The sequence below is a fragment of the Sulfurospirillum arcachonense DSM 9755 genome (genome assembly GCF_000597725.1).
Classification (GTDB): Bacteria; Campylobacterota; Campylobacteria; order Campylobacterales; family Sulfurospirillaceae; genus Sulfurospirillum_A; species Sulfurospirillum_A arcachonense.
On sequence record NZ_JFBL01000013.1, the window covers coordinates 20,106 to 44,720 of the forward strand.

The following is a 24,615-nucleotide window of genomic DNA, read 5'->3' on the forward strand; positions in this document are numbered from 1 at the left end:
CGACTTCTATACTCTTTTCGCTTTAGCAGCACTGTTAATAAGGAGTACTCCAAAGACTGCTGCTAAAAATGAAGCTGCAAAAATACCAAGTTTAACGGCAGCTATCAAACTCTCATCACTAAATGCAAGACTTGTTATAAAAATAGACATTGTAAAACCAATTCCTCCTAAAAACCCTACCGCAACAACTTCTGCCCAAGATAAATTATCTGGTTTACTTATAAGTTGTAATTTTGAAGCTACATATGTAAAAAATATAATCCCTATTGGCTTACCAATAAGTAAACCTGATATAACTCCAAAAACTACCATAGCATGTTGACTAGCAGCACTAAAATCTATTAAAACACCTGCATTCGCAAAAGCAAAGAGAGGCATAATAAAAAAAGCACTAAACCCATGAAGAAGATGTTCTAGCTTTACCAAAGGATTTTGTACTTTATCATATCCATATGCTACATTTTCAAGAGCATCTATTTGATGATGATTTAGCAATGGTATTTCATCTATATTTTTTTCAAATTCATCTATTGCTTTTCTAGAATTTTTTATAAAATCTCTCTCACGAATTTTTGAGCTTATTGGTATAGCAAAAGCAAGAAGTACCCCAGCAATAGTAGCATGAACTCCAATAGCATGAATATACACCCACAGAAAAATGCCTAAAATAAGATAAGGAACAAGAGATTTAATTCCTTTGAAATTAAGAAGCCAAAGAAGAGCATATATGATTCCTGCATGTAAAAAATATGCACTATGGATTTCATTTGTATAAACAGTAGCAACAACTACAACTGCACCCAAATCATCAACAACTGCAAGAGCTACTAAAAAAAGCTTTAACTGAGGACTAACTTTATTGCCTAAAAGAAGAAGTATACCCAATGCAAAAGCTATATCAGTTGCCATTGGTATACCAAAACCAATAGGATTGTCTTGATTAAATCCAACATATACAAGAGCAGGAACTATCATCCCACCAACAGCAGCTACGACTGGGAAAGATGCTTTTTTAACAGAAGAAAGTTCTCCTAAAAGAAGTTCTCTTTTTATCTCAAGACCAACCATAAGAAAAAATAGGGCCATTAAACCATCGTTTATCCAATATGTTAAGTTCATAGAGACGACAGTATCTCCTAAATGTATTCCTAAAGGCATATGCCAAAGATCATAATACATTTGCGAAAGAGAAGAGTTTGCAACTATAACGGCTAAAAGAGTTGCACCAAAAAGTAAAAATCCACTCAGTGCTTCTTTTGATATAAAATCTTGAAATGTATCAATATATTTTGTCACTATTTTCTCCTCTTCATTTATTTTTTATAATTATATACAATAATACACAAAATTATATAATTTCTTTGTAAATGTATATTTTTTAAGCACAATTTTATATTACAATATTATATTATGTACCATAAATAGTATTAAATTTATTTAATACCTTGCAAAAATGGGAGAGAAAATGCTTAAAAATATAAAAATAAACAATCTGTTATGGATAACAATTGTTATTGTTTCATTTACGTTAGTTACAAATTCATATTTGATGTATTCAAATATATCACAAATAGAAAATATGATAAATGAAAAGGAGAAAGAGATTAGTCCTCATATAGAATCCTTTACAAACTTAAAAATCAATGTTATTCAAATACAACAATGGCTTACAGACATATCTGCTACTAGAGGAGTTGAAGGATTTGATGACGGTTTTAGTGAGGCAGAAAAATACTATAAAAATGCCAACAAAGTTTTAGACCATCTTATAAAAGAGCATATAAAATACCAAGAAGACGAAATGGTAAATACATTAAAAAATTATAAATTAAGTTTGGCTGATTATTATAAAGTAGGTGTAGATATGGCTCATACATATATTAATAATGGCCATATTGCAGGAAATCAAAAAATGCTCGTACTTGACCCCTATGCTGAAAAATTATCTAAACAATTAGAAAAATGGATAGTTGAACATAGAACTGAAAATGCTCATGCAGGAGAAGAAATACTTCTAAACATAGATGCTTTGAGTAAAAAAAATATAATTTCTAGCATAATTATTATTCTTATAGTTTTAATCTCTATACTTAGTATCGGTAGTATCTTAAAAAATGTTGCAAAAATTCACAACTATATTGATAAACTATCTCATCTAGATTTTACTCAATCACTCTCAATAAAAGGTAAAAATGAGATAGCTCAAATTGCCTCCAATTTAAATGAATTAAAAAATTCTATAACTTATATGATAAAAGATATTCTAGATAATTCTAATGAAAACTTTGCTATATCTCAGCAACTTTCCACAACAACATTAGAAGTAGGGAAAAGAGTCGAAAACTCAACAAACATAGTAAATACAACAACAAAAATGTCTAAAAAAATCAATGACACCATAACAAAATCAGTAGATGGGGCAAAAAAATCTCAAGAAGAAGCAAATAAAGCAAATACTGAACTCCAATCATCATTAGACAAAATACAAAATCTATCAAATAAAGTTCAATATAGTGCATCCATAGAGGTTGAATTAGCAAATAAAATTCAACAACTTAGTAGTGATGCTGAACAAGTAAAAGATGTATTAACTGTTATTTCTGACATTGCAGATCAAACAAATCTTCTTGCACTCAATGCTGCCATTGAAGCTGCTCGTGCAGGAGAACATGGTCGTGGATTTGCAGTTGTTGCGGATGAAGTGAGAAAACTAGCAGAACGTACTCAAAAATCTCTTGTTGAAATAAACGCAACTATCAATGTTATTGTCCAAGCTATTACAGATTCAAGTGAACAAATGAATTCTAACTCCCAAGAGATACAACAACTAACAACAATTTCACAAGATGTTGAAAATACTATTTTATCAACAGTTGAAGTTATGAATAAATCATCAGAATTAAATGATTTAAATGTTAAAGATTATATACATACAAGTAACCAAGTAGAAGAAATTGTAAGTGAAATCGAACAAATAAATCAATTATCAACAGAAAATACACGAAGTGTTGAAGAGGTTTCTGGTGCAAGTGAACACCTAAACAATCTTACTGAAAAACTAAATACAACGCTTTCTAAGTTTAAAATTTAATCTATCATACTAAGGATTTTATCAAGTGCTCTATTTGGTAAAATCCTTTTCAAGACTCCAAAAAGTTTTGTAGGAAAAGTCACATAATATCTCGCTTGTGGTTTTTCACTCTCAATCGCTTTTATTAAAACCTCATATACAGCTTCGCTTCCTAAAGTAAAAGGAGCATCTCCCTCTCCTTGCAATCTAGAAAGTGTTTTTTCATATATCTCTTTATGTGCACTCTTTTGTACATCTATATTTTCTTTAAACTTTATAAGAGCATTTTTTCTAAAATCACTTCTAATAGGACCCGGCTCAATAAGTACAACATCAATGCCACTTCCTCTAAGCTCAAGTCGCATAGTATCACACAGTCCTTCAATCGCATATTTACTAGCATTATAAGCTCCACGATAACTCATAGCAGCAAATCCTAAAATAGAACTATTATAAACAACTCTTCCAAAACTATTTTTTCGCATATAGGGTAAAACCATATTGGTTAACTCTTGCGTTCCAAACACATTGGTTTCAAACTGTTCTTTTAAAACTTCTTTTCTTAAATCTTCTACAGCTCCAGGTTGTCCATAAGCTCCATTGTTAAAAAGTATATCTATTTTGCCATCACACTCTTTACTCATCCAATCAAGTGCTTGTTCCATACTTTTTGTGTCAACTAAATCTAACTTATATGCCTTTAAACCTTCATTTTGAAGTTTTTCTACATCTTTTTCATCTCGGCAAGTTGCAAAAACATTGTATCCATCTTTTTTTAAGGCATGAGCACAAAAGTACCCTATTCCTGTTGAACAACCTGTTATTAAAATATTGTACATTACACTGTTATCATAGGTTTACCAGATTTTGCCCAGTCACTCAAAAGCTCTCCAGTATAAAAAACATCTACACCACAAGATTGTAAATGAGATTCTATGTACATATTTTCTGCACATTTTTTGCATGCGACAACTTTTATGCCATCATTGACCATCTCTTGAACCTTATCTCTTATCTCTTTATCTTCACTAAGAACTTGTTGAGAAGCTCCCCAAACTAAAAGAGTGACTTCATCAAACCAACCTTTTAATTTTGCATTATGTGTGTATAAACAGATCATATTCATGATGGTATTTTTATTGTTAGTTGTCCAAACGACTAAAAGTTCATTTTTCATATAGATATCTCCTTATTAAAAAAAAGTTTTAAAACTCCTTTTTTTGAAAAATAATTTTCAAAAAGAAAATTACTTCACCTCATAAGTCTCATCTGGATTCATTTCAATAATCTTCCAAGGAAGACCTTGAACATTGAGTTCATCCATAAATGGTTTTGCATCAAAGTTCTCCATATTAAAAACTCCTTTGCCACTCCATTTTTTCTCTAGTATCATCTTAGCTCCAATCATAGCTGGAACTCCTGTTGTATAGCTCACTGCTTGTGCACCTGTTTCTTTATAACACTCTTGATGATCACATGTATTGTAAATATATACTTTTTTTGCTTTACCATCTTTTATGCCGGTTATTACACAACCTATATTAGTCTGACCTACTGTTCTTGGTCCTAGACTTGCTGGGTCCGGTAAAAGTTTTGCTAGAAGCTCCATTGGTACTACTTTTACCCCATTGACTTCTACCTCATCGATTCTTAGCATCCCTACATTTTCTAAACACTTCATATGCGTTAGATAACTCTGTCCAAAAGTCATAAAAAATCTTATGCGTTTTAGTCCTTTGATATTTTGAACAAGACTTTCCATCTCTTCATGGTACAACAAATAACTATCTTTCACACCAATCTCAGGATAATCCCACTTCATCATATACTCCATTGGCTGTGTCTCATACCACAAGCCTTCTTGCCAATAACGACCGTTTGAGCTTACTTCTCTTAGGTTTATTTCTGGGTTAAAGTTCGTAGCAAAAGGATAACCATGATCCCCTGCATTACAATCAAGTATATCTATGTAATTGATTTCATCAAAAAGGTATTGATCTGCATAGGCACAAAAAACATTAGTAACACCCGGATCAAAACCACTTCCTAAAAGAGCCATAATACCTGCTTTTTTAAAGTCTTCATTTTTTGCCCACTGCTCTTTATACTCAAATTTTGCAGTATCAGGATGTTCATAGTTTGCAGTATCTAGGTAAGGAACTTTTGTTTGCACACAAGCATCCATGATAGTCAAGTCTTGATAAGGAAGAGCAATGTTTAAAACTAAATCTGGTTTTACCTTTTCTATAAGTTTTACAAGTTCTGGTACATTATCAGCATCAACTTGCGCTGTTTTTATATCTACATGTAATGACTTTTTTATCTCACTTGCAATCAAATCACACTTAGATTTTGTTCTGCTTGCTAATACAATTTCACTAAACACTTCTTTATTCATAGCACACTTATTAGTTACTACTCTACTTACTCCACCTGCACCAACTATAAGTACTTTTCCCATATCTTTAACCTCTATTTTGTTAATGTTTTTATTAATATTTGTGCCAATTCTAAGGCACGTGAGCGATGACTTAACTCTTTTTTTACACTCTCGTCTAATTCACCTAAACTCAAATCAAATCCATCAGGAATAAACATAGGGTCATATCCAAACCCATTATTTCCTCTTTTTTCATCTATAGCATCGCCATGCATCCAGCCATGCACACAAAATTCTCCAGCTTCACACACAATAGCAATAGCTGCTGTGTAATAAGCAGGTGTCTTTTTAAGCCCTTTTTCTTTTAACGTTTGTATTAATTTATCTAAATTTTGCGTTGCAGTTGCGTCAACCCCAGCATATCTTGCACTATAAATTCCAGGCTCATGATTGAGTGCATTTACGCTAATCCCACTATCATCTGAAATTACTATTGCTGATTTGTCTTCTAGTTTTTCATAGACTGCTCTTGCTTTTATGAGTGCGTTTTCTTTGAAACTATTCCCATCTTCTATTATCTCAAAAGGTTCCATAACTTCACTAAAAGCCAATACCTCAAAACCATCCATCCAAGATTTAAACTCTTTAACTTTTCCCTTGTTTCCTGATGCCAAAATAATCTTCAAATCTATTCCTTACATGTAAAGAAATATTTTAGCGATTTTTTGTTTAAAACATTAAATACTCAGATGCTTATTGTAAAGTTATTTTTTATCCCGTTTACTTCTTTTTTCTAAATACTCTAACAAATCAAATAACTCTTTATTTTCTTTTGTGAGTTTTGATTTGTTAAGAGTTTTGAGATAATAACGTAAAAATGTCAAACTACTATACGGATAGTCTATTCCAGCATCTTTAAAATGCTTTGTAATAATATTTGACGAACTTGCTTTTTCCCACATTAACCTATCAAATAAAAATGCCATAGAATCCAAAATACCTATTAAACTTTTGATATTTTTTTCATACGATGATTCAAATTTTTTTGTAAACTCTTCAAAAAACAATTCAAAATACTCATCTGTAATAGGAACCAAAGCTTCATTTTCTTCTCGTAAAGTTCCTACTCTATCAATAGCATCTACATAGATTCTTTTTATATGCCTTATACTCTTTGTTAAAGGCATAAACCTTTCATCATCTTTATCTAGCTGTCCTAATTTTTCAAGTTTATACTTAATATCACTTTCCATTACAGACAAGTTTGATTTTATACTTGCCATCTCAGAAATATTTTTTTCTAAACGTCTTTTTGCTTCTTTATATCTTGTGTGTTTTAAAAAAATAGTAGAAAATGCAATTTTTGGATATATGAAACTTTTTTTATATATATCATGAATACTATTGATATCTTGTATATTTCTATATGTCTGCGTTAAACTTCCATCGGCTAAAGAAATATCAATTTCAAGTAAATTATTATACGCTGTAAATAAAAATCTTTTCATCTTAAAATAGTCTAGTTCTTCTTCATCAGATTGGAGTTGGTAATCTTTGTATTTATCTACGGTTTCATGCAAAGAAGCAAAAAACTTATTCATAGTAGCTTCAATAAAGCCATTAGGAACGCTCTTTGCAGAGTACGAATCAACATCTAACTTATCTAAAGTATCTTCATCAGATAAAGCAAAAATACCTGTTTGTAAAATCATACGGGCTGCATCTTCAACCGAAGTTGGTGCTGAACTCTGTTTAGGCTCTTCAAGAACAATGATGTCATCTTGATATTTGTTTATATTTGTTACCGTTTCATCATTGATTTTAAAAGAAACTTTCAATCCAATAGCAGGCATATAATCAAAATCATCCCACATTTGAATATCAAATTTATACTTTTTTTTATCTTCAGAAAGTATCAATCCTGAACCATTGTCCAAATTATAAAAGATTATAGTTCCGTTCATAAAAAATTCCTTTAAAATATGATAGCACAATGTTTTTAAAGTTACAAACATATCATTGAATGATAGTAACTAGTAATAATTATCATTAAAAAATTTAAATACTTTTTAAAGTTTAATTAGGGTAAAATCTCTCCTAATTAAAATTTTTTAGGAATTTGTTCCATGCTAAAAACAATCATGCCATTAAATCTCATTATTTCTCTTCGCTTTTTTGGACTTTTTATCGTTCTACCTGTTTTATCTGTTTATGCTTTAAGCCTTAAAGGGGCAAATGAACTCTTGATAGGAATTGCAATAGGTGGTTATGCCTTAACTCAAATGCTACTCCAAGTTCCATTTGGAATGCTCTCAGATAAAATCGGACGTAAGATTACTATTACTATTGGTCTTGTTATCTTTATCATTGGTTCTCTGATTTGTGCATTTTCTACTGATATATATATGCTTATTTTAGGAAGACTTCTTCAAGGAGCAGGTGCTATAGGAGCTGTAGCAGTTGCTATGATAAGTGATATGATAAAAGAAGAGATACGCGCAAAAGCTATGGCTATCATGGGTGGAAGTATTGCTTTGACATTTGCTTTATCTATGGTTTTAGGACCACTAATTAGTGGCTATTGGGGTATCGATAAACTCTTTTTCATAACAGCAGCCTGTGCTTTTTTAGCTATCTTTGTACTCTATATAAAAGTGCCAAATCCTCCAAAAATAACTCATGATTATGAGAATAATACAAAAGATATTATAAAAATTTTAAAAGATAAAAACCTTATAAAAATGAACATAACAAATATGCTTCAAAAAGGCATGATGACTTTAGCATTTTTAACAATCCCTATTATGATGGTAAGAGAGTTTGGTTACTTAAAAACTGAACTTTGGCAAGTCTATATGCCTGCTATGGTTTTTGGTATCTTTGCTATGGGTTTCTCGGCTGTCATGGGAGAAAAAAAGAAAAAACCAAAAGAAGTACTTATCATAGGAATTATCTTTTTTGGTCTAGCTTTTTCTATCATGGGTTATACTCACTCTGCTGCTGTATTTATAACAGGTGTGGTTGTCTTTTTTATAGGTTTTAATGTGCACGAACCACTCCTTCAATCACTAGCGAGTAAATACGCAAAAGTACATCAAAAGGGTGCTGCTTTAGGTGTTTTTAACTCTTTTGGGCATTTTGGTACATTTACTGGAGCTTTATGGGGTGGACACTATCTTAAGTGGTATGGCATTGAGTCTATTGCTCTTGTTGTTATTATTACATGTATACTTTGGGTATTTCTTATTATCTCTTTAGAAAATCCCGTTTTTACAAAAAATATATATATCCCATTTAACGAATTTATAGAGGAAAAACTTCAAGTTTTAAATAATACCAATGGAGTTATAGAGTGGTACAAAAATGAAAATGAAAAAGTACTCATCATAAAATATAACTCAAAAAATATTCAAGAAGAATCCATACTTCCTCTTATAAAATAGATGGTTTATCTTACACTTTTTTTCACTTCACTAGGGGCTGCTACGCTTCTTCCTGGTGGAAGTGAAGCCCTTTTGCTTTATTATAAATCACAAGGGCTCAATACCTTCTTACTGCTTAGCTTTGCAACGACTGGAAATACTCTTGGCTCTGTTATAAACTATTTTTTAGGGAAATACTTCAACACTTGGGCAGTGAATAAAAAATATATCTCTGATAAAAACATAAAAAAAGCAGAAAAGTATTTTGAAAAGTATGGAGCTTTTGCTCTTTTACTTGCATGGGTTCCAATCATAGGAGATCCTATAACTTTTGTAGCTGGTATATTGCGTTATGCTTTTTGGAAATTCTTCGTTTTAGTACTTCTCTCAAAACTACTGCGTTATGCTTTTTTGCTTTACATGTATGAGGTTGTTACTTAAACTCATTTAATATGGCATTAAACGCCTAACTATTTTTTAAGAATTCATTGTGAACTTAAAGTATATATCAACCCTTTTTTTGCATCATGACTTTTTGTAGCAAATTGTTTTAAAATATCTATACTTACATAGTCAAGTAGCATTTCATGAGTTGATTCTAAAACTATTTTTGGTGCTGCTCCAGCACGAAAAGCTTCAATCCAACGAAGTGCACACAAACACCATGGCTGTCCAGGTTGTACACCCTCAAATCCAAATTGATGTTTAGGAGTACTCAAATCATTCCCTTGCTCTTTAGAATATTTTAAAAACTCTTCACTCGCTATAATACACACCGTATGCTCTCCACTATCTTCTTTAACATAGCTACAAAACCCATCTCTATAAAAGCCTGTTTTTGGTCTATGGCAACAAGGTCTTAGTACGGTTCCTAAAACATTTTTCTCTTCCATCATAATCCCTTTTTGCTTTAGTTTATTGCTTTTTATCTTAATTCTTTTTATCTATTAAAAAATAATTTTAAATTTTTAGGCGAGGTTATTGTTTGATTTTATAATAGTTCCAATCTAACTTTTTTAACTTCATATAAAAATGTTGTAAAACATATTTAGATTATTTAACATTCTATTCCAAGATTTTTCTACCATTCTTTTTTATTTTACTTATATAAGTTTTCTAGATTATAGGACTATGGCACTTTTTGAAACCTAAAAAGATTTTTCTTGTTATATTATAGATAATATTGCTTCAATTTATCATTATATTTACCTAATATGTTACGATAGTGTACAGTTATATTGATACTTTTAAATATAAGGAGTACAAATGGGAAAGTTATTTGGAGAAACTGTCTTAATTTCAAAAGATATAAAAAAATGGGGTTATATTATATATGATGAGAATGAAAAGACTATAGTAGAACCAAAATATGAATTTAATACGCAACATGAAGCAGAAGAAGTACTAATTAATGCTCTTCAAGAATGCAAAAAAAATTTTGAAGCAGAAAAAGTCACACAGTAAGTTTTAACTACTTTGTGCTTTATAAAGCTTCATTAATTTATTGCAAATTTAGAGTATAAACTAACCCTTTTTTTGATCATGATTTTCTACAACAAATTGCTTAAGTACATCTAAACTTACGTAATCTAATATCATCTCATGAGTTACTTCTAAAACTATTTTTGGTGCTTGTAAGACTTAAATCCAACGAAGAGCACACATGCTCTACACTATCTTCTTTAGCATAATCGCAAAATCTATCTCTATAAAAAAATAATTTTAAATTTTTAGGCTTTATATGTATTCAATATAAAAACACATCTTATTAGGTTTTGTTATATGTTTTAGAATTTTATTTATCTATATGAACTATTTTTGATAAAGATATCGCAATTTAACCTCGATACTATCACCAGATTTTATCCAAACTGTTGAAATACTTTACCAGTTATTTTGCTTGACGCAATAGATTTTCTAAATTTTTCATACATTAAATCTTGAACTGTTTTTAGTTCATCTACGTCTTTATCTTCACCTTTATCTAGTTCGGCTGTAAGCGTATCAACTAAATCGTTCTTCATTTCATTTTTAACTGTTGATTCTACTGGATTTTCTTCACCTGCATACATTTCCAAGCTGTCGTACGCTTGATTGATATAATCTTTAAATTTTGAAAAAGTAGCAGATACTTTTTCATCTGCCATATAAATTTCTTCAAACATATCTAATACATTGTTTAAAGCTTCCATATCACACTCTACTTTAAAAGAAGCATTTTTAGCTGTGATCATACCCATACTTTGTGTTTCATCAGCACTATAAGAATAATTATATTTTACTATTCCTAAAACAGCTTTAAGAAGATTTTCATCTGTTCCTTCATCAAGCATCTTTTTTGTTGTAGCATCAACAGCATCTGTCACTTCTTTAGAAGTTCCTTCAGGTAAAATATATACACCTATTCCTTCACCAGATTCTTTAGATGCTTTTAACTCTGGAATACTATCTATAATTTCATTTAAATAATCATCTAAACCTTTATACTCTTCTTGGGTTAATGAACCGTTTTGCTCACGCTCTTTTGCACACAAATCTGCATATTTATTATTTTGAATAAACAATGTATAACCTGTTCCTGTTTTATCTACATGCATACTTTTCTCCTATGTGAGGGCTATAATAATATAACAATTTAGTATTAACATATAATAAGCAAAATATATTCCGTATTAAAATACACCCTTCATAACTTGCGAGAACATAAAAATAGCGTCAGGCGCCTTTTAAATTATATTTTTTTATTTATGAAAAATGAAATAGAAATGTAGTTAAATAATGAAGAATTATGCTTTTTACATAATCCTTTCACTGTTTTATACCATTCGTACTTCTCTTTGAGGGAATGGGATGGTGATTTTTTCATTGTTTAAAGCATCTAGTATTTTTAAATTTACATCGTATTGAGTTTTAAAATAGTTTTTTGTTGGAGCCCAGTATCTGTAGCCTATATCTATGGAGCTATCTCCAAAGTTTTCTATGCCTACGATAGGCTCTTGCTCACTAGAAACTTCTTTACATGTAGATATTACTTTTTTTATAACTTCTATGCACTTTTTAGCATCACTGTCATATGCGATTCCAACACTACCTTCAACAATACGATAAGAAAAAGAGTTTACTAAAACATCTCCTATCATGTATTTGTTTGGTATGGTTATTTGTTCTTTATCTTCATTGATTAAAACTGTATACGCTAGTTTTATCTCTTCTACTTCTCCATATACGTTGTGTGTAGTTATAGTATCACCAATCTTAAAAGGTTTAGTTACAATAAGAACAACACCTGCAGCAAAGTTTGATACACTTCCTTGCAAAGCCAAACCAGCCGTTAAAGATAAAGCACCAAGAGCAGCAACAAATGGCCCTATAGAAATACCAAGTTTTCCAAGAGCTAAAATCCCCATCATACCAATAATAAGAAAGCGAATTAAATTAGCCACAAACGAACTAAGCGTTTCATCTATCTTTGTTTTGAGCAGATTTAAAACTATTTTGTGAACATATTTTGAGACAGAGATACCAATACCAAAAATAATAACAGCACCAAGGATTTGTAAACTATAGTTGGCAAAAAATGCTATCATCACATCATAAAACTTTGTTACATTTACTAACTCTTGTTCTACTTTTTCCATTTGATTAGCTCCTTATTGCCAAGTAAAATAAATCTATTATACTATTATTGGCTAGCTAGCGTCTACTCACTTTTATCAATCTAAAAAGCTGCTCTACTTTTTTCTCTACTAAACCCAATACTTTTTGTTTATCCATAGCTGTTTTTAAACTCATAGGAGAATCTATAACAGAAAAGACTGAAGTGACTCCGCACTCATGGATTTCATCTGTAACTTCACTGCATCCTCCAGCTAATGCTACACAAGGAACACCCTCTTCTTTACACAGTTTTCCTATACCATCGATTACTTTTCCCATGGTTGATTGTCTATCTATCTTGCCCTCACCTGTTATAACAAAATCTGCATTTTTGATTTTACTTTGAAACTCGACTTGTTCTAAAACTATCTCTATACCTGATTGTAATTTGGCATTTAAAAAAGCCAAAAAGCCAAATCCTAAACCTCCAGCAGCACCACTTCCTGCTACATATGCCAAATCTTCATTTACAATTTTTGCAAAAGCTTTAAGCTCTTTATCTAAAAACTCTATCATTTTCTCATCTGCACCTTTTTGCTTAGCATAAACATATGCCGCACCATTTGGTCCATAAAGAGGATTATTCACATCACAAGCGATTTTAAAACTACACTCTTCAAGTTCTTTTAAAACATCTTGTTTATCTATGAAAACGATTTTTGATAAATCTTTTGCAAAAACTATCTCTTTTTTATACTCATCTAAAAACTTCCATCCCAAAGCTCGTAACATTCCCAGACCTGCGTCATTTGTAGCACTTCCGCCAATACCTACAATAAACTCTCTTGCTCCTCTTTTTATAGCATCAACAATAAGCTCTCCCGTACCAAATGTACTTGTTATACTAGGATCTCTTTTTTCTTCAATCACAAGAGGCAGTCCACTCGCACTCGCCATCTCTATAACAGCAGTATTGTCTTGTAAAATAGTATATGTTGCTTCTACATCTTCTCCCAAAGGATCTTTACATGTAAGAGTTATAAGCTTTGCTCCAAGACTTGAACTAAGAGCCTCCACAGTACCTTCTCCCCCATCAGCTACAGGACAAACTACTATTTCACTTTTCTCATATACTTTTTTTATACCTTTTGTAACGTGAAGTGCTAGTTCACTTGAACTAGCGCTCCCTTTAAACGAATCAATTGCTATTACAACTCTCATTTAGAGTAAAATTCCTGCTAAAACTACAACTATACCAATAGTCACTAAACCTTGTACTAAAGTTGCCATTGTATACGCTTTATAAGCTGTTGCAACGTCCATTTTAGAAAATCTTGATACAACCCAAAAGAAACTATCGTTTGCATGACTTACTGTCATCGCACCCGCACCTATAGCCATAACTGTCAATACTTTTCCAATTTCACTATCTAATCCTAAACTAGCAAGAAGAGGAAAGATAATCGTTGAAGTAACAACTAAAGCTGTTGTGGATGAGCCTTGTGCAGATTTTAAAGCAGCTGCTATGATAAATGGCACAAGAATACCCATGCTTAGAGTTTGTAGCACATCACCAAGATAAGCCCCAATACCACTCGCTTTGAGTACAGCACCCAACGCTCCACCAGCACCTGTAATAATCAAAATCTCACCTGCATTTTTTATACCTTGTCCAACCCAGCCAGAAAGTCTCTCTTCATCAAACTTTGGCATAAGTCTTGCAGCAAAAAGTACCCCTACAAAAAGAGCATTAGTTGGCGTTCCTAAAAATATAAATAAACCATATAAACTGCTCTCTTTCATTTCTGGAAAAGCCAATTTCACAATACTAGCTAATGCCATAAGTAAAATAGGAATAAAAATAGGAGCAAAAGATTTAAATGTGCTTGGTAATTCTCCATATTTTTCTTTCACTTCTTCATCTTGTTCCAAATCAACAAGTGTATCTTCACCACTTTTATAGATTTTACCAGCTCTCATAGCCCAAAAATAACCAGCTAACATAGTTATTATAGAAATAACTAAACCAAAGATAATCACAAGTCCAAGATTATCTACCATTAAGTTACCAGCTGCGGCAATTGGTCCAGGCGTTGGAGGAACTAGTGTATGAGTAGCAAAAAGACCCGTTGCAAGAGCAACACTCATAGCTACACCAGAAACTTGTAACTGCTTTACCATAGAACGTTTTAATGCATTTAAGATTACAAAACCACTATCGCAAAAAACAGGGATAGAAACTATATAACCAATCACAGACATTGCTAAAACAGGGCGTTTTTTACCTACTATTTTTAAAACAACATTTGCCATTTTTATAGCTGCTCCACTTTTTTCAAGTATAACACCAATAATGGTTCCTAAAACAATCACAATCCCGATATACGCTAAGATTCCACCAAAACCTTTGGTGATTGTTTTTGCAATATCTGCTTGCCCCATGCCCACACTAATTGCAATACCATAAGCTGCAATAAGTAAAGCAAGAAATGGATGTAATTTCCATTTACTTGTAGCAATAACAATAAATCCAATAGCTACCAATAAAATCAGTACCAACATAAAGTATCCTTTAAAAGAAAATTTTTTAAATTAATTATAACTTTTGCAAAAAAAGTATAACACAATCAAAAGGTAAGGTAAAGCATTTTTCTAATTTTTTTTCACCCTATATATTAGAAAATAAGAGAAGGTTGTTGTGGTAAATATCCCTACTGCTACAGATATTAAACTTTCATCATGAAACATACTTACTATAGTAGCTACAATTGCTCCTATAGTAAAGTTTAAAACGCCTACTACAGCTGTCGCCGTTGCTGCATTTTTGGAAAAATTTTCTAACACTAAAGCGGTAAGATTACCAAATATAATTCCTAACATACTCACATATGCTGTTAGAAGAATAAACATGACTAAAAGTGTAGGATGGATTAAGTCTATAACCAGAGCAATAGCAATGAGAAGTTGCATAAAAATACCAAATTTAACAATAGAAAGAGTCTCATACTTTTTTATAAGTTTTAAATTTAACCTTGCCATTATCATGACAAAAATTACATCTGAGCCAAAGAAGAACGGAAACCAATCAGTACTCACTCCAAAATATTCTATATAAACAAAAGCTGACTTAGATATAAAAATAAACATTCCAGAAAATACAATAGGAAAAACGATTATAAGTGATCTTGCTTTTTTATTTGTTAATACATTTTTATATGCTTCAAAAAAACTCTGTTTTGCATATGTAAAAGTCTCTTTTATATTGATAAATACCATTACAAAAATAAAAACCCCATACGTTCCTAAAAAAACAAATATAGCTTTCCATGTAAAAAAGTGTATTAAAAGAGATCCAACTGCAGGAGCTACCAATGGTGCTACCATGCTCAGTGTTCCAATGAGAGTAAATACTCTAGAAGCTTCTTTGCCTTCAAACAAATCCCTCACAGTTGCATTTGCATTCACCACAACCATACCACCAAAAAAAGCTTCCATAAGTCTTAGTATCCACAGCTCATAAATAGAAGAGCTAAAAACTATAAGATAAGAAAAAAGTGAAAATCCAATCAACCCAATGAGCGAAGTTTTTTTCCTACCGATACTATCAGAGATAGGACCTCCAAAAAACTGTCCTGATGCAAAACCAAGTAAAAAGATGGTTAAAGAGAGTTCCACTAGATTTATTTCAACATCAAAATATGAAGCAATCATAGACATAGATGGGATATATGTATCTGTTGCAATCGGAGCTACGGAAGATAATGCTGCTAATATAACTATTAGCAGCTTATGATTTATCGTTTTTATAACAACCTACCCATTGGTAAAACTCTCACTTTTTCACCTTTTTTTATGACTTTTGTATCTCTCTCAACACGTAGTAAAGCACTTCCATCTAACATATTATTTAAGATTGCACTACTTCCTCTTTTTTTACCTTCTAAATTTACATAAAACTTTCCATCTTTTATAAGTAAATTACAAGCGGTAAACTCTGTATAAGGTGAGCGTTTTTTGTACTCTTCTTCTATAATCGCATCTATATATCTAGCTTCAGGGTTTTGCCCTTGCATAGCTTTTATTAAAGGTAAAATATACACAAAACACATAACTGCTGCACTATATGGAAATCCAGGAAGTGCTACTATATATTTTGAATCTATTTTTACAACTCTTATATGACGTCCTGGTTTAACATAAGCTCTGTTTACAACATACTCAGGATCCATACCTTGAATAATATCTTTTACAAAATCATAATCCCCAACACTTACACCACCAGTTGTAACAACGATGTCATTGTGTTTTAAAGACTCGACTATTTTTGTTTTTATGAGTTCTTTATCGTCATGGACTACGCCTATTCTATTTACTTTTGCACCATAAGATTTTGCTATGGCTTCAAGTGTAACATGGTTTGAGCTTCTTATCTGAGCAGGACTAGTTTTTGGCTCACCCAAATCAAGAATTTCACTTCCTGTTGCAATAACAGCAACTTTAGGAGCACAATAAACAGGAACTTGTACGAAACTAAGTTCTCCCATAACACCAATCTCTGCAAAACCTATCTTAGAACCTTTTTTGATAAGAACTTCACCCTCTTTATAACTCTCTCCAATAGGCCTTATGAAAGAACCAAATGCTACAGGAGTTATTATTTTAACCTCATCACCATTTACTTCTACATTCTCAATAGGGATTAAAGTATCACTTCCTTCACTCATCAATGAGCCAGTAAAAGTCTTTACACAAGTCCCTTTTCTTACAACTGTACTAATATCCGTTCCAGCAGGAACCCTATCTTCTAGCTTTAAAACACCCTTTTCTTGATCTTCAAACCTAATAGCATAACCATCCATTGAAGATGTTACATGTAAAGGAGAACTCTCTTTAGCAACGATATCTTCTGCTAAAACTCTCTCTAATGTGTCTGCTAAAAAAACATTTTCTACTAAAGTTTCAACGCCTTTTACTGAGGCGATTAAATCTTCTATTGTTTCATCGTAATCTTTAAATTTATTCATTTTAATAATCCTGCACCTTTTAGTGCTGTGCTTCTCTCTTTAGCATAAACTCTTTTACCATCAATCAAATCATACTTCCAAATTGGAGCAGAAGCTTTAAAATCTTCTACAAAATCATTGATGAATTTAAGTGCAACTTTTCTTTGTGGACTTACCACCGCTGATATATAAGAGCTTGTATGATTTGGAACATCTCCACGAGAATGAGCCATAAGAAGATAGGCACCCTCTTTTTTTGCTTTTTCTTGCCATGTTTCAAACCAGCTATTAAGTATAGGCTCATATATGTCAAAACTCAGCCCACTTATGCCTTGCTCATCTCTTACAATACCAATAAAAGGGATATATGCACCATAGTTTTTATCTCTCATCTCGTTAAACCAACGATTTGTTATCTCTTCTACATGTAAAGGTCCATCATGTAATTCTAACATAGACTTAACCTCCGCAAACAGGTGGTAAAAGTGATATCTTATCGTTTGATTCTATTTTAGTATCGAGTGAGCAAACTAGTGCATCATTTACTGCAACAGCACAAATTTCTAACCACTCTACTAACTCAGTATCATCTTTAAACATCTCTTTTAAATCATTTAAAGAACTAATGTCAACCTCTATTGACTCTCTATTTAAAGGTCCTAAAAATTCTATTTTTGCCATATCGTTATCCTTGAATTATCTCTTTAATATCTTTTACTAATTCATCTATGCGTTCTTTACTTGAATTCCAAGAAAAAACAAATCTATTTGCTCTTCCTATAAAAGCATAAGACATCCAGCCACGTTTTTTAAGTTCTACTTCTACTTCTGATTTTAGTTTTAAAAATACTTCATTTGCATGTACAGGAAATACTAAACTAACCCCTTTTACATCTTCTAATTGTGATGCAAAATATAAAGCCATATCATTTGCATATTTTGCATTTTTAAGCCATACATCATTTTCTAAAAGTCCTAACCATTGTGATGAAATAAATCTCATTTTAGAAGCTAATTGTCCTGCTTGTTTTACTCTATATTCAAAATCCTCAGCCAAGTTTTTATCAAAAATAACTACAGCTTCTCCAAAAGCCATACCATTTTTGGTGCCACCAAAACTAAGAACATCAATACCAGCTTTCCATGTCATCTCTGCAGGTGTACAACCTAAAGTCACAAGTGCATTTGCAATCCTTGCTCCATCCATATGAATTTTTAAGTTATGTTTATTTGCTATCTTTTTGATAGCTTTTATCTCTTGTATTGAATACACAACACCCACTTCGTTTGATTGAGTAAGGCTTATAACTTTTGGTTTTGGGTAATGAATATCAACTCTTTTTGTTGCCAACTCTTCAATACTTGTTGGATTGAGTTTTCCATTGCCCCCATCTGCTAAAAGTAATTTTGAGCCATTTGAAGCAAACTCTGGTGCTCCACACTCATCAGTCTCTATATGGGCTAATTCATGACAAATCACACTATGGTATGATTGACACATTGAAGCCAAAGAGAGTGCATTTGCTGCTGTTCCATTAAATACAAAAAATACTTCACAATCACATTCAAAAATTTCTCTTATTTTTTCAGATGCTTTGGCTGTATAAATATCATCACCATAACCAGGAGCAGTTCCTGAATTTGCTTGTATCATAGCTTCTAAAACCTCCGGACAAATTCCCGAGTAATTATCGCTTGCAAATTGTTCTAAATTAGTGTCTTCCAAATTCTCTCCTCCTCTACATAAATTGAGAAGATTATAGCAAAATAAGTTTAAGTTGCTTAGTGATATAATCATTTAATTTTTAAAAAAAGAGTAAAAAAACATAATGATATTTGGTAAAATCGACTATATAAACTTGCTGCCTTTCCATATTTATTTAAAACAATCCTCTCTTACAAATGCACTTAAAAAATCTTGTGAATATAAAAAGTCTTATCCTTCTCATATAAACAAACAATTTCGAAGTCGTAGAGTAGATGGAGCTTTTATCTCTAGTATAGAATCAAATAGAAAATCTATTAAAACCTTACCTTTAGGCATAGTTGCTAAAAAACAAGTTACGAGTGTACTGGTAAAAAAAGGAACATTAAGTTCAAACGACCCACACTCTGCAAGCTCAAATGCTTTAGCTAAAGTCTTAAAAATAAATGGTGAAGTCTATATAGGAGATAAAGCACTAAAATTATATCTAGAATCACCCCAAGATTATATAGACTTAGCACACGAGTGGCATAATAGATATTCGTTACCTTTTGTATTCGCTAGGCTTAGTATTAATAAACATTTTAGTATTTATAAAAAAATATCAGATAACTTTAAAAACAAACGTATTAGAATACCTCAGTACATATTAAAAAAATATGCACATGAGCGTCAGATACCTCCACAAGAAATCTTGAAGTATCTTAAGCTTATTAGTTACAAAATAGGGGAGAAAGAGAGGCGAGGATTGAATCTTTTTTTTAAAAAAGAAAAACTTTCTCGAGAAAATATTTAAATTACACATAAAGTGTAAATAATAGAAGGAAATACACAATGTCAGTTCAAAGTTATATTGACAAAGTAATGAAGTCGACCATGCAAAGTACTCCAGGTCAAACAGAATTTTATCAAGCAGTAGAAGAAGTTCTTGGGACATTAGAACCTATTTTATTAGCTGAACCTAAATATGATAATTATAATATTTTAGAAAGAATTGTAATCCCTGAAAGGCAAATTTTATTTCGAGTAGTCTGGATGGATGATGCCGGAAAAATCCAAACAAATATTGGATACCGGGTACAATTTAACTCAGCAATCGGACCATATAAAGGTGGTCTTCGTTTTCACCCTAGTGTAAATTTAGGAATTATAAAATTTTTAGGTTTTGAGCAAATTTTTAAAAACTCACTAACAGGTCTTTCTATTGGTGGTGGTAAAGGTGGTAGCAACTTTGACCCTAAGGGGAAAAGTGATGGAGAAATTATGAGATTTTGTCAATCATTTATGATTGAACTCTCAAAACATATTGGTGAGACAAGAGACGTACCAGCTGGAGACATTGGTGTTGGTGGCCGTGAAATTGGTTATATGTTTGGGGAATACAAAAGACTTACTGGTAATTTTGAAGGTATTCTAACTGGTAAAGGCGTTAACTGGGGTGGATCTTTGACAAGAACAGAAGCTACTGGTTTTGGCTCAGTCTATTTTGCTGAAAATGTTTTAAATAAACAAGATGACTCTCTTAAAGGAAAAATTGCTACTGTATCTGGCTCTGGTAATGTTGCAATTTACACTATACAAAAACTTTATGATATGGGAGCTACTCCTGTAACATGTAGTGATTCACGTGGTATGATTTATGATAAAAATGGCATTGATTTGGACTCATTAAAACTTATAAAAGAGATAAATAGACAATCAATAGATGAGTATTGTCTTATTCATAAACATGCAACATATCTTCCAGTTCATAGTTATCCTGAAGGAACAAATGCTGTATGGGCTGTTCCTTGTGATGTAGCATTCCCAAGTGCAACTCAAAATGAATTAAATCTAGAAGATATTAAAAATCTTCATAAAAATGGTTGTAAGTTAGTATGTGAAGGGGCAAATATGCCTTCAACTCCTGAAGCAATTGATTACATGCAAGCAAATGGTATTATGTATGCTCCTGGAAAAGCAGCTAATGCTGGTGGTGTTGCAACAAGTCAATTAGAGATGAGCCAAAATGCAAGTATGCAAAAATGGACATTTGCAGAAGTTGATGATAAACTAAGATCTATTATGAAATCTATTTTTGATCTTTCTTATGATACCTCAAAAGAATTCGAAGATGAAGGTAACTTAATGAAAGGAGCCAATATTGCTGGCTTTAGAAAAGTTGCAGATTCTATGATAGACCAAGGAGCTGTGTAAAAACAACTTCTTAATAAATTTCCCCTTAAAAAGGGGAAATTTTATAAAGGAGAAATTATGGTTTCCCAAGACTTGAGCACTGCTTGCTCACAAATTTTAACCCAAGATGATTTAATTATAAATGATGATATTGTAAAAAGGTTATCTCTTCAAGATAGTGTAATTGATCTATTTACTAGTCCAAATCCTATTATTAAAATATACTCAAAAAACAAACTCACTCTTACACAAATTATTCCTATTTTTCATAATTTTAAATTTGATGTCATCGATGAATTATCTTATACAACCATGCATAATAATGAACAAATCTACATTAATAAATTTAACATAAGAGTAGATGATAACAAAATGTTTTTAGATAGTAAAAACAATATTTTAGAAATTATAAGTTCATCAATAGATGGTAAACTAAATTTTGGGAGTAGACTTTTTGAACTTGTATATAAAGAAGATTTTTGTTTAAGAGGTATTTTACTCTTTAAAGCACTTATTAACTATGAGGACCAATTAGTAATCGCTTTTAACAACTCAAAAATAACAAAAACTATAGTGAAATTTTCCAATATATCTGGACTGTTTTTAGAATATTTTAATCTAAAATTTGAAAAATCTGTCACTAGTAGAACACATAAACTCAACAATTGCAAAGAGAGAATATTAGAAGAAATAAAAAAAGTAGATAACATTACAGAAGATAAAATACTTAAACTCTTTTTTGAAATACTAAAAAATATAACAAGAACTACATTTTTTTTAGACAAAGAAACAATAGCTTTTAAAGTAGATACTAAATCTATAAAACAATACTTAAAAGGAATGCAACCCAATATAGAAATGTTTGTGTTTCACCAAGAGTTCAATGGGATTCATTTACGCATGGGCAAAGTCAGTCGAGGTGGTATCAGATGGAGTGACAGGTATGAAGATTTTAGATCTGAGATTAAATCACTCATGGCAGCACAAGAGAGTAAAAATGCTGTAATAATCCCTGAAGGTGCAAAAGGTGGTTTTATAATATACAAACACAAAGAAGAATTATCCCCTGAACAATTTGAACACTATTATAAAGAATTTATCAATGGTCTATTGGATTTAGTTGATAATTATAAAAATGGTGAGATAGTTAAAAATAGTGACATTATATGCTACGATGATGATGATCCTTATTTTGTAGTCGCTGCTGATAAAGGGACTTCTAGTATGAGTGATATTGCAAATAGCATCTCAATTCAAAGAGATTTTTGGTTAAAAGATGCTTTTGCTAGTGGAGGGAGCAATGGATACCACCACAAAAAACTAGGCATTACTGCTCGCGGATCTTTGCGTTCAAGTGAACGTTTTTTTATAGAAAAAGGTATAAATTTTTATGAAACACCCATTACTATAGTAGGCATTGGTTCTATGAATGGTGATGTTTTTGGCAATGGAATGATAGAAAGTAAACAATTTAAACTCATTGCTGCAATCAGTCACAATGAAATCTTTATTGATCCAAATCCTGATCCATTAGTTTCTTATGAAGAGAGACTCAAACTCTTTAGTTCTAAAAATGGAAAATGGTCTAACTACGATAAAAAGAAAATTTCAAAGGGTGGTGGTGTATTTAAAAGAAGTGAAAAAGAGATTGTATTAAGCCCTGAAATTAAAAAATTGCTCAAAACTACAAAAAAAATCCTTAATGCTGAAGAACTAGCTAAATCTTTACTCACTTTACATGTAGATATGATTTACAATGGTGGAGTTGGTACATATTTTAAAGCAAGTAGTGAAAGCAATATTGAAGTTGGTGATAAAGAAAATGAGGCTCTAAGACTAGATGCCAATGAGATAAATGCCTTTTGTATTTGTGAAGGTGGAAATCTAGGACTTACTCAAAAAGCAAGAATAGAATATGCACAAAATGGTGGTAAACTTAATTTAGATAGTATAGATAATGCAGCAGGAGTGAACACAAGTGACCATGAAGTAAATTTAAAAGTTCTTCTAAATAAAATTGTTGAAAAAGGGATTTTAAGTGAAGATACTAAAAATGAAAGCTTGAAATCTTTAAGCTCTTATGTTGTTGATAATGTTTTATGGAGTAACTATCTACAAGCCATCTCTATTTCATTAGATGAACTTCGTTCACGTGAAGATTTACTTCCTTTTAAAAAAGTTATTGAAACATTAGAGGGTCATTTAGAGTATTTTAATAGATTTGATTTTGAAATACCCAAAAATGTTGATTTACATAAAGTTACAAGAGACAATGGAGCAATCATAAGGCCTATTTTATCAATACTTACTCTATACTCAAAAATTTTACTTCAAAAACTTCTAAAAAAAAGTTCTATGATAACAGATGATATGAGTTTTGAAAAATTTGCTTACAAATACTTTCCAAAACCATTTGTTTCTGCTTATGAAGATCAGATAAAAGACCATCCATTGAAAAAAGAAATTGTTTCTGTTATCTTGGCCAATAAAATTATTAACTTTTATGGTTCTACTTTTATAGCAGATTTAAATAAATTGGGAGAAGAAAAGTTTTTACTAAAAATAAAAGCTTACCTTATAAGTAATGAACTTTTTTGTGCAAATGATGTAAGGTTTGAAATCTATAGAGATGATTTTAAAACTCCTATAAAAGAACAATACAAAATGCTCATGGATATTGAAAATGCCATAGATTATAATACTCAATGGATTTTACAAAGTTTACGAGAAAATGAAATTAGCTTTTCTACTATACTTGGATATAAGAGTACTATCGAAAAAGTAATCACTGATATGCAATTTCATAAATCTTGTCCTATAGATACTTCTTCATCAATCTGCAAATTCTTTTCTACATTAGATTATCTAAAGCTTGCAACAGCGATTATTCATATTAAAAAAAGTACTGATATAAATTTCATCGAAATTGCAGAAATATTTTATTTTATCATGGATAAACTCTACATTGCAACTCTTTTAGAAAAAATTGAAAAAGTAGAAATTTCAAATGAAACAGATCAATTACTCAAAACTCAATTACAAAAAATTGTAGAGATGATGATGATTTTAGTAACCAAAAAAATGATCCATTTTAAAAGAAAAAACGAAACAACTGAAAATATAGTAAACAATTATCTTAGTGAAAAAGGTCTTGATTTTGAATACTATAATGAAATGATAGAAAAAATTAATAAAAGTGAAGAAACACCAATCTCTTCACTTGCTGTTGTAGTAAATTATCTACTGCTAATTTAAATTAAAAG

General features: G+C 31.3%; 23 protein-coding genes. 7 read left to right on the plus strand and 16 right to left on the minus strand.

All coding sequences use genetic code 11. The features are described from left to right. Positions 1–6: 6 nt before the first annotated feature. Positions 7–1,296: a Na+/H+ antiporter NhaA gene (gene nhaA / locus K354_RS0110385; RefSeq protein WP_037940655.1), complete on the minus strand. Its 1,290-nt coding sequence runs from the start codon at positions 1,294–1,296 to the stop codon at positions 7–9. Positions 1,297–1,912: 616 nt separating this feature from the next. Between nhaA and K354_RS14225 the strand changes: the two genes are divergently transcribed. Then, positions 1,913–3,091, plus strand: a complete 1,179-nt coding sequence (locus K354_RS14225) for a methyl-accepting chemotaxis protein (protein WP_425426685.1) — start codon at positions 1,913–1,915, stop codon at positions 3,089–3,091. On the opposite strand, the gene K354_RS0110395 is transcribed toward K354_RS14225, so the two are convergent. The 5 genes from K354_RS0110395 to K354_RS0110415 all read right to left on the minus strand — a co-directional run bounded on the left by K354_RS0110395 (position 3,088) and on the right by K354_RS0110415 (position 7,414). Further along, the gene (locus K354_RS0110395) at positions 3,088–3,909 is read right to left on the minus strand and encodes an SDR family NAD(P)-dependent oxidoreductase (RefSeq protein ID WP_024955435.1); all 822 of its coding nucleotides are present in this window, start codon (positions 3,907–3,909) and stop codon (positions 3,088–3,090) included. The two genes, K354_RS14225 and K354_RS0110395, sit on opposite strands and share 4 nt — an antisense overlap. Beyond that, positions 3,909–4,247, minus strand: coding sequence for a hypothetical protein (locus tag K354_RS0110400; protein ID WP_024955436.1), 339 nt, complete (start codon positions 4,245–4,247; stop codon positions 3,909–3,911). Before K354_RS0110400 ends, K354_RS0110395 begins: the two co-directional genes overlap by 1 nt. A gap of 69 nt (positions 4,248–4,316) precedes the next feature. After that, on the minus strand, positions 4,317–5,531 hold the full coding sequence (locus K354_RS0110405) for a saccharopine dehydrogenase family protein (RefSeq protein WP_024955437.1): 1,215 nt from the start codon (positions 5,529–5,531) through the stop codon (positions 4,317–4,319). Positions 5,532–5,542: 11 nt separating this feature from the next. Next, on the minus strand, positions 5,543–6,136 hold the full coding sequence (rdgB, locus tag K354_RS0110410; protein WP_024955438.1) for an RdgB/HAM1 family non-canonical purine NTP pyrophosphatase: 594 nt from the start codon (positions 6,134–6,136) through the stop codon (positions 5,543–5,545). A 78-nt stretch (positions 6,137–6,214) separates the two neighbouring features. Next, positions 6,215–7,414 (minus strand): hypothetical protein, encoded by a 1,200-nt coding sequence (locus K354_RS0110415; RefSeq protein WP_024955439.1) that lies wholly within the window; start codon positions 7,412–7,414, stop codon positions 6,215–6,217. A 162-nt stretch (positions 7,415–7,576) separates the two neighbouring features. On the opposite strand from K354_RS0110415, the gene K354_RS0110420 reads away from it, so the two are divergent. Continuing rightward, positions 7,577–8,893: an MFS transporter gene (locus K354_RS0110420; protein ID WP_024955440.1), complete on the plus strand. Its 1,317-nt coding sequence runs from the start codon at positions 7,577–7,579 to the stop codon at positions 8,891–8,893. Beyond that, a complete protein-coding gene (locus K354_RS0110425) occupies positions 8,894–9,313 on the plus strand; it encodes a YqaA family protein (RefSeq protein WP_024955441.1) in 420 nt (139 codons plus the stop codon). A gap of 44 nt (positions 9,314–9,357) precedes the next feature. On the opposite strand, the gene K354_RS0110430 is transcribed toward K354_RS0110425, so the two are convergent. Beyond that, complete coding sequence (locus tag K354_RS0110430; RefSeq protein ID WP_217994604.1) at positions 9,358–9,765, minus strand: DUF2237 family protein; 408 nt, start codon at positions 9,763–9,765, stop codon at positions 9,358–9,360. Between the two features lie 373 nt (positions 9,766–10,138). Here K354_RS0110430 and K354_RS0110435 point away from each other — a divergent pair, with 373 nt between their 5' ends. Beyond that, on the plus strand, positions 10,139–10,336 hold the full coding sequence (locus tag K354_RS0110435; protein ID WP_024955443.1) for a hypothetical protein: 198 nt from the start codon (positions 10,139–10,141) through the stop codon (positions 10,334–10,336). A 398-nt stretch (positions 10,337–10,734) separates the two neighbouring features. Here K354_RS0110435 and K354_RS0110440 read toward each other — a convergent pair whose 3' ends face one another. The 9 genes from K354_RS0110440 to K354_RS0110480 form a co-directional block, all read right to left on the minus strand. After that, positions 10,735–11,469, minus strand: coding sequence for a hypothetical protein (locus K354_RS0110440; protein ID WP_024955444.1), 735 nt, complete (start codon positions 11,467–11,469; stop codon positions 10,735–10,737). Positions 11,470–11,688: 219 nt separating this feature from the next. Further along, entirely contained in the window at positions 11,689–12,510 is an 822-nt protein-coding gene (locus tag K354_RS0110445) for a mechanosensitive ion channel family protein (RefSeq protein ID WP_024955445.1), read from the minus strand. A 55-nt stretch (positions 12,511–12,565) separates the two neighbouring features. Next, positions 12,566–13,690 (minus strand): glycerate kinase family protein, encoded by a 1,125-nt coding sequence (locus K354_RS0110450; protein WP_024955446.1) that lies wholly within the window; start codon positions 13,688–13,690, stop codon positions 12,566–12,568. Further along, the gene (locus K354_RS0110455) at positions 13,691–15,031 is read right to left on the minus strand and encodes a GntP family permease (protein WP_024955447.1); all 1,341 of its coding nucleotides are present in this window, start codon (positions 15,029–15,031) and stop codon (positions 13,691–13,693) included. Between the two features lie 90 nt (positions 15,032–15,121). Next, positions 15,122–16,276 (minus strand): Bcr/CflA family efflux MFS transporter, encoded by a 1,155-nt coding sequence (locus K354_RS0110460; protein ID WP_084607364.1) that lies wholly within the window; start codon positions 16,274–16,276, stop codon positions 15,122–15,124. After that, entirely contained in the window at positions 16,273–17,493 is a 1,221-nt protein-coding gene (locus K354_RS0110465) for a molybdopterin molybdotransferase MoeA (protein WP_024955449.1), read from the minus strand. The genes K354_RS0110460 and K354_RS0110465 overlap by 4 nt, the downstream gene beginning before the upstream one ends. Further along, the gene (locus tag K354_RS0110470; RefSeq protein WP_024955450.1) at positions 17,490–17,927 is read right to left on the minus strand and encodes a molybdopterin synthase catalytic subunit; all 438 of its coding nucleotides are present in this window, start codon (positions 17,925–17,927) and stop codon (positions 17,490–17,492) included. Before K354_RS0110470 ends, K354_RS0110465 begins: the two co-directional genes overlap by 4 nt. A 4-nt stretch (positions 17,928–17,931) precedes the next feature. Continuing rightward, entirely contained in the window at positions 17,932–18,153 is a 222-nt protein-coding gene (locus K354_RS0110475) for a MoaD/ThiS family protein (RefSeq protein ID WP_024955451.1), read from the minus strand. Positions 18,154–18,157: 4 nt separating this feature from the next. Continuing rightward, a complete protein-coding gene (locus K354_RS0110480) occupies positions 18,158–19,198 on the minus strand; it encodes a threonine aldolase family protein (RefSeq protein WP_024955452.1) in 1,041 nt (346 codons plus the stop codon). Between the two features lie 103 nt (positions 19,199–19,301). Between K354_RS0110480 and K354_RS0110485 the strand changes: the two genes are divergently transcribed. From K354_RS0110485 to K354_RS0110495, 3 genes are read left to right on the plus strand one after another with little or no spacing between them, the layout of a single operon-like run. Continuing rightward, positions 19,302–19,973, plus strand: a complete 672-nt coding sequence (locus K354_RS0110485; RefSeq protein ID WP_024955453.1) for an MqnA/MqnD/SBP family protein — start codon at positions 19,302–19,304, stop codon at positions 19,971–19,973. A 38-nt stretch (positions 19,974–20,011) separates the two neighbouring features. Beyond that, positions 20,012–21,373, plus strand: a complete 1,362-nt coding sequence (gene gdhA / locus K354_RS0110490; RefSeq protein ID WP_024955454.1) for an NADP-specific glutamate dehydrogenase — start codon at positions 20,012–20,014, stop codon at positions 21,371–21,373. A 57-nt stretch (positions 21,374–21,430) separates the two neighbouring features. Further along, positions 21,431–24,607: an NAD-glutamate dehydrogenase domain-containing protein gene (locus K354_RS0110495; protein ID WP_024955455.1), complete on the plus strand. Its 3,177-nt coding sequence runs from the start codon at positions 21,431–21,433 to the stop codon at positions 24,605–24,607. Positions 24,608–24,615 lie beyond the last annotated feature (8 nt).

Excerpts from the sequence above, each read along its gene's own strand:
- K354_RS14225 (WP_425426685.1), top strand. The coding sequence starts at position 1,913 with ATGCTCGTACTTGACCCCTATGCTGAAAAATTATCTAAACAATTAGAA.
- K354_RS0110395 (WP_024955435.1), bottom strand. The coding sequence starts at position 3,909 with ATGTACAATATTTTAATAACAGGTTGTTCAACAGGAATAGGGTACTTT.
- K354_RS0110400 (WP_024955436.1), bottom strand. The coding sequence starts at position 4,247 with ATGAAAAATGAACTTTTAGTCGTTTGGACAACTAACAATAAAAATACC.
- K354_RS0110405 (WP_024955437.1), bottom strand. The coding sequence starts at position 5,531 with ATGGGAAAAGTACTTATAGTTGGTGCAGGTGGAGTAAGTAGAGTAGTA.
- K354_RS0110415 (WP_024955439.1), bottom strand. The coding sequence starts at position 7,414 with ATGAACGGAACTATAATCTTTTATAATTTGGACAATGGTTCAGGATTG.
- K354_RS0110420 (WP_024955440.1), top strand. The coding sequence starts at position 7,577 with ATGCTAAAAACAATCATGCCATTAAATCTCATTATTTCTCTTCGCTTT.
- K354_RS0110425 (WP_024955441.1), top strand. The coding sequence starts at position 8,894 with ATGGTTTATCTTACACTTTTTTTCACTTCACTAGGGGCTGCTACGCTT.
- K354_RS0110430 (WP_217994604.1), bottom strand. The coding sequence starts at position 9,765 with ATGGAAGAGAAAAATGTTTTAGGAACCGTACTAAGACCTTGTTGCCAT.
- K354_RS0110435 (WP_024955443.1), top strand. The coding sequence starts at position 10,139 with ATGGGAAAGTTATTTGGAGAAACTGTCTTAATTTCAAAAGATATAAAA.
- K354_RS0110440 (WP_024955444.1), bottom strand. The coding sequence starts at position 11,469 with ATGCATGTAGATAAAACAGGAACAGGTTATACATTGTTTATTCAAAAT.
- K354_RS0110445 (WP_024955445.1), bottom strand. The coding sequence starts at position 12,510 with ATGGAAAAAGTAGAACAAGAGTTAGTAAATGTAACAAAGTTTTATGAT.
- K354_RS0110450 (WP_024955446.1), bottom strand. The coding sequence starts at position 13,690 with ATGAGAGTTGTAATAGCAATTGATTCGTTTAAAGGGAGCGCTAGTTCA.
- K354_RS0110455 (WP_024955447.1), bottom strand. The coding sequence starts at position 15,031 with ATGTTGGTACTGATTTTATTGGTAGCTATTGGATTTATTGTTATTGCT.
- K354_RS0110465 (WP_024955449.1), bottom strand. The coding sequence starts at position 17,493 with ATGAATAAATTTAAAGATTACGATGAAACAATAGAAGATTTAATCGCC.
- K354_RS0110470 (WP_024955450.1), bottom strand. The coding sequence starts at position 17,927 with ATGTTAGAATTACATGATGGACCTTTACATGTAGAAGAGATAACAAAT.
- K354_RS0110475 (WP_024955451.1), bottom strand. The coding sequence starts at position 18,153 with ATGGCAAAAATAGAATTTTTAGGACCTTTAAATAGAGAGTCAATAGAG.
- K354_RS0110485 (WP_024955453.1), top strand. The coding sequence starts at position 19,302 with ATGATATTTGGTAAAATCGACTATATAAACTTGCTGCCTTTCCATATT.
- gdhA (WP_024955454.1), top strand. The coding sequence starts at position 20,012 with ATGTCAGTTCAAAGTTATATTGACAAAGTAATGAAGTCGACCATGCAA.
- K354_RS0110495 (WP_024955455.1), top strand. The coding sequence starts at position 21,431 with ATGGTTTCCCAAGACTTGAGCACTGCTTGCTCACAAATTTTAACCCAA.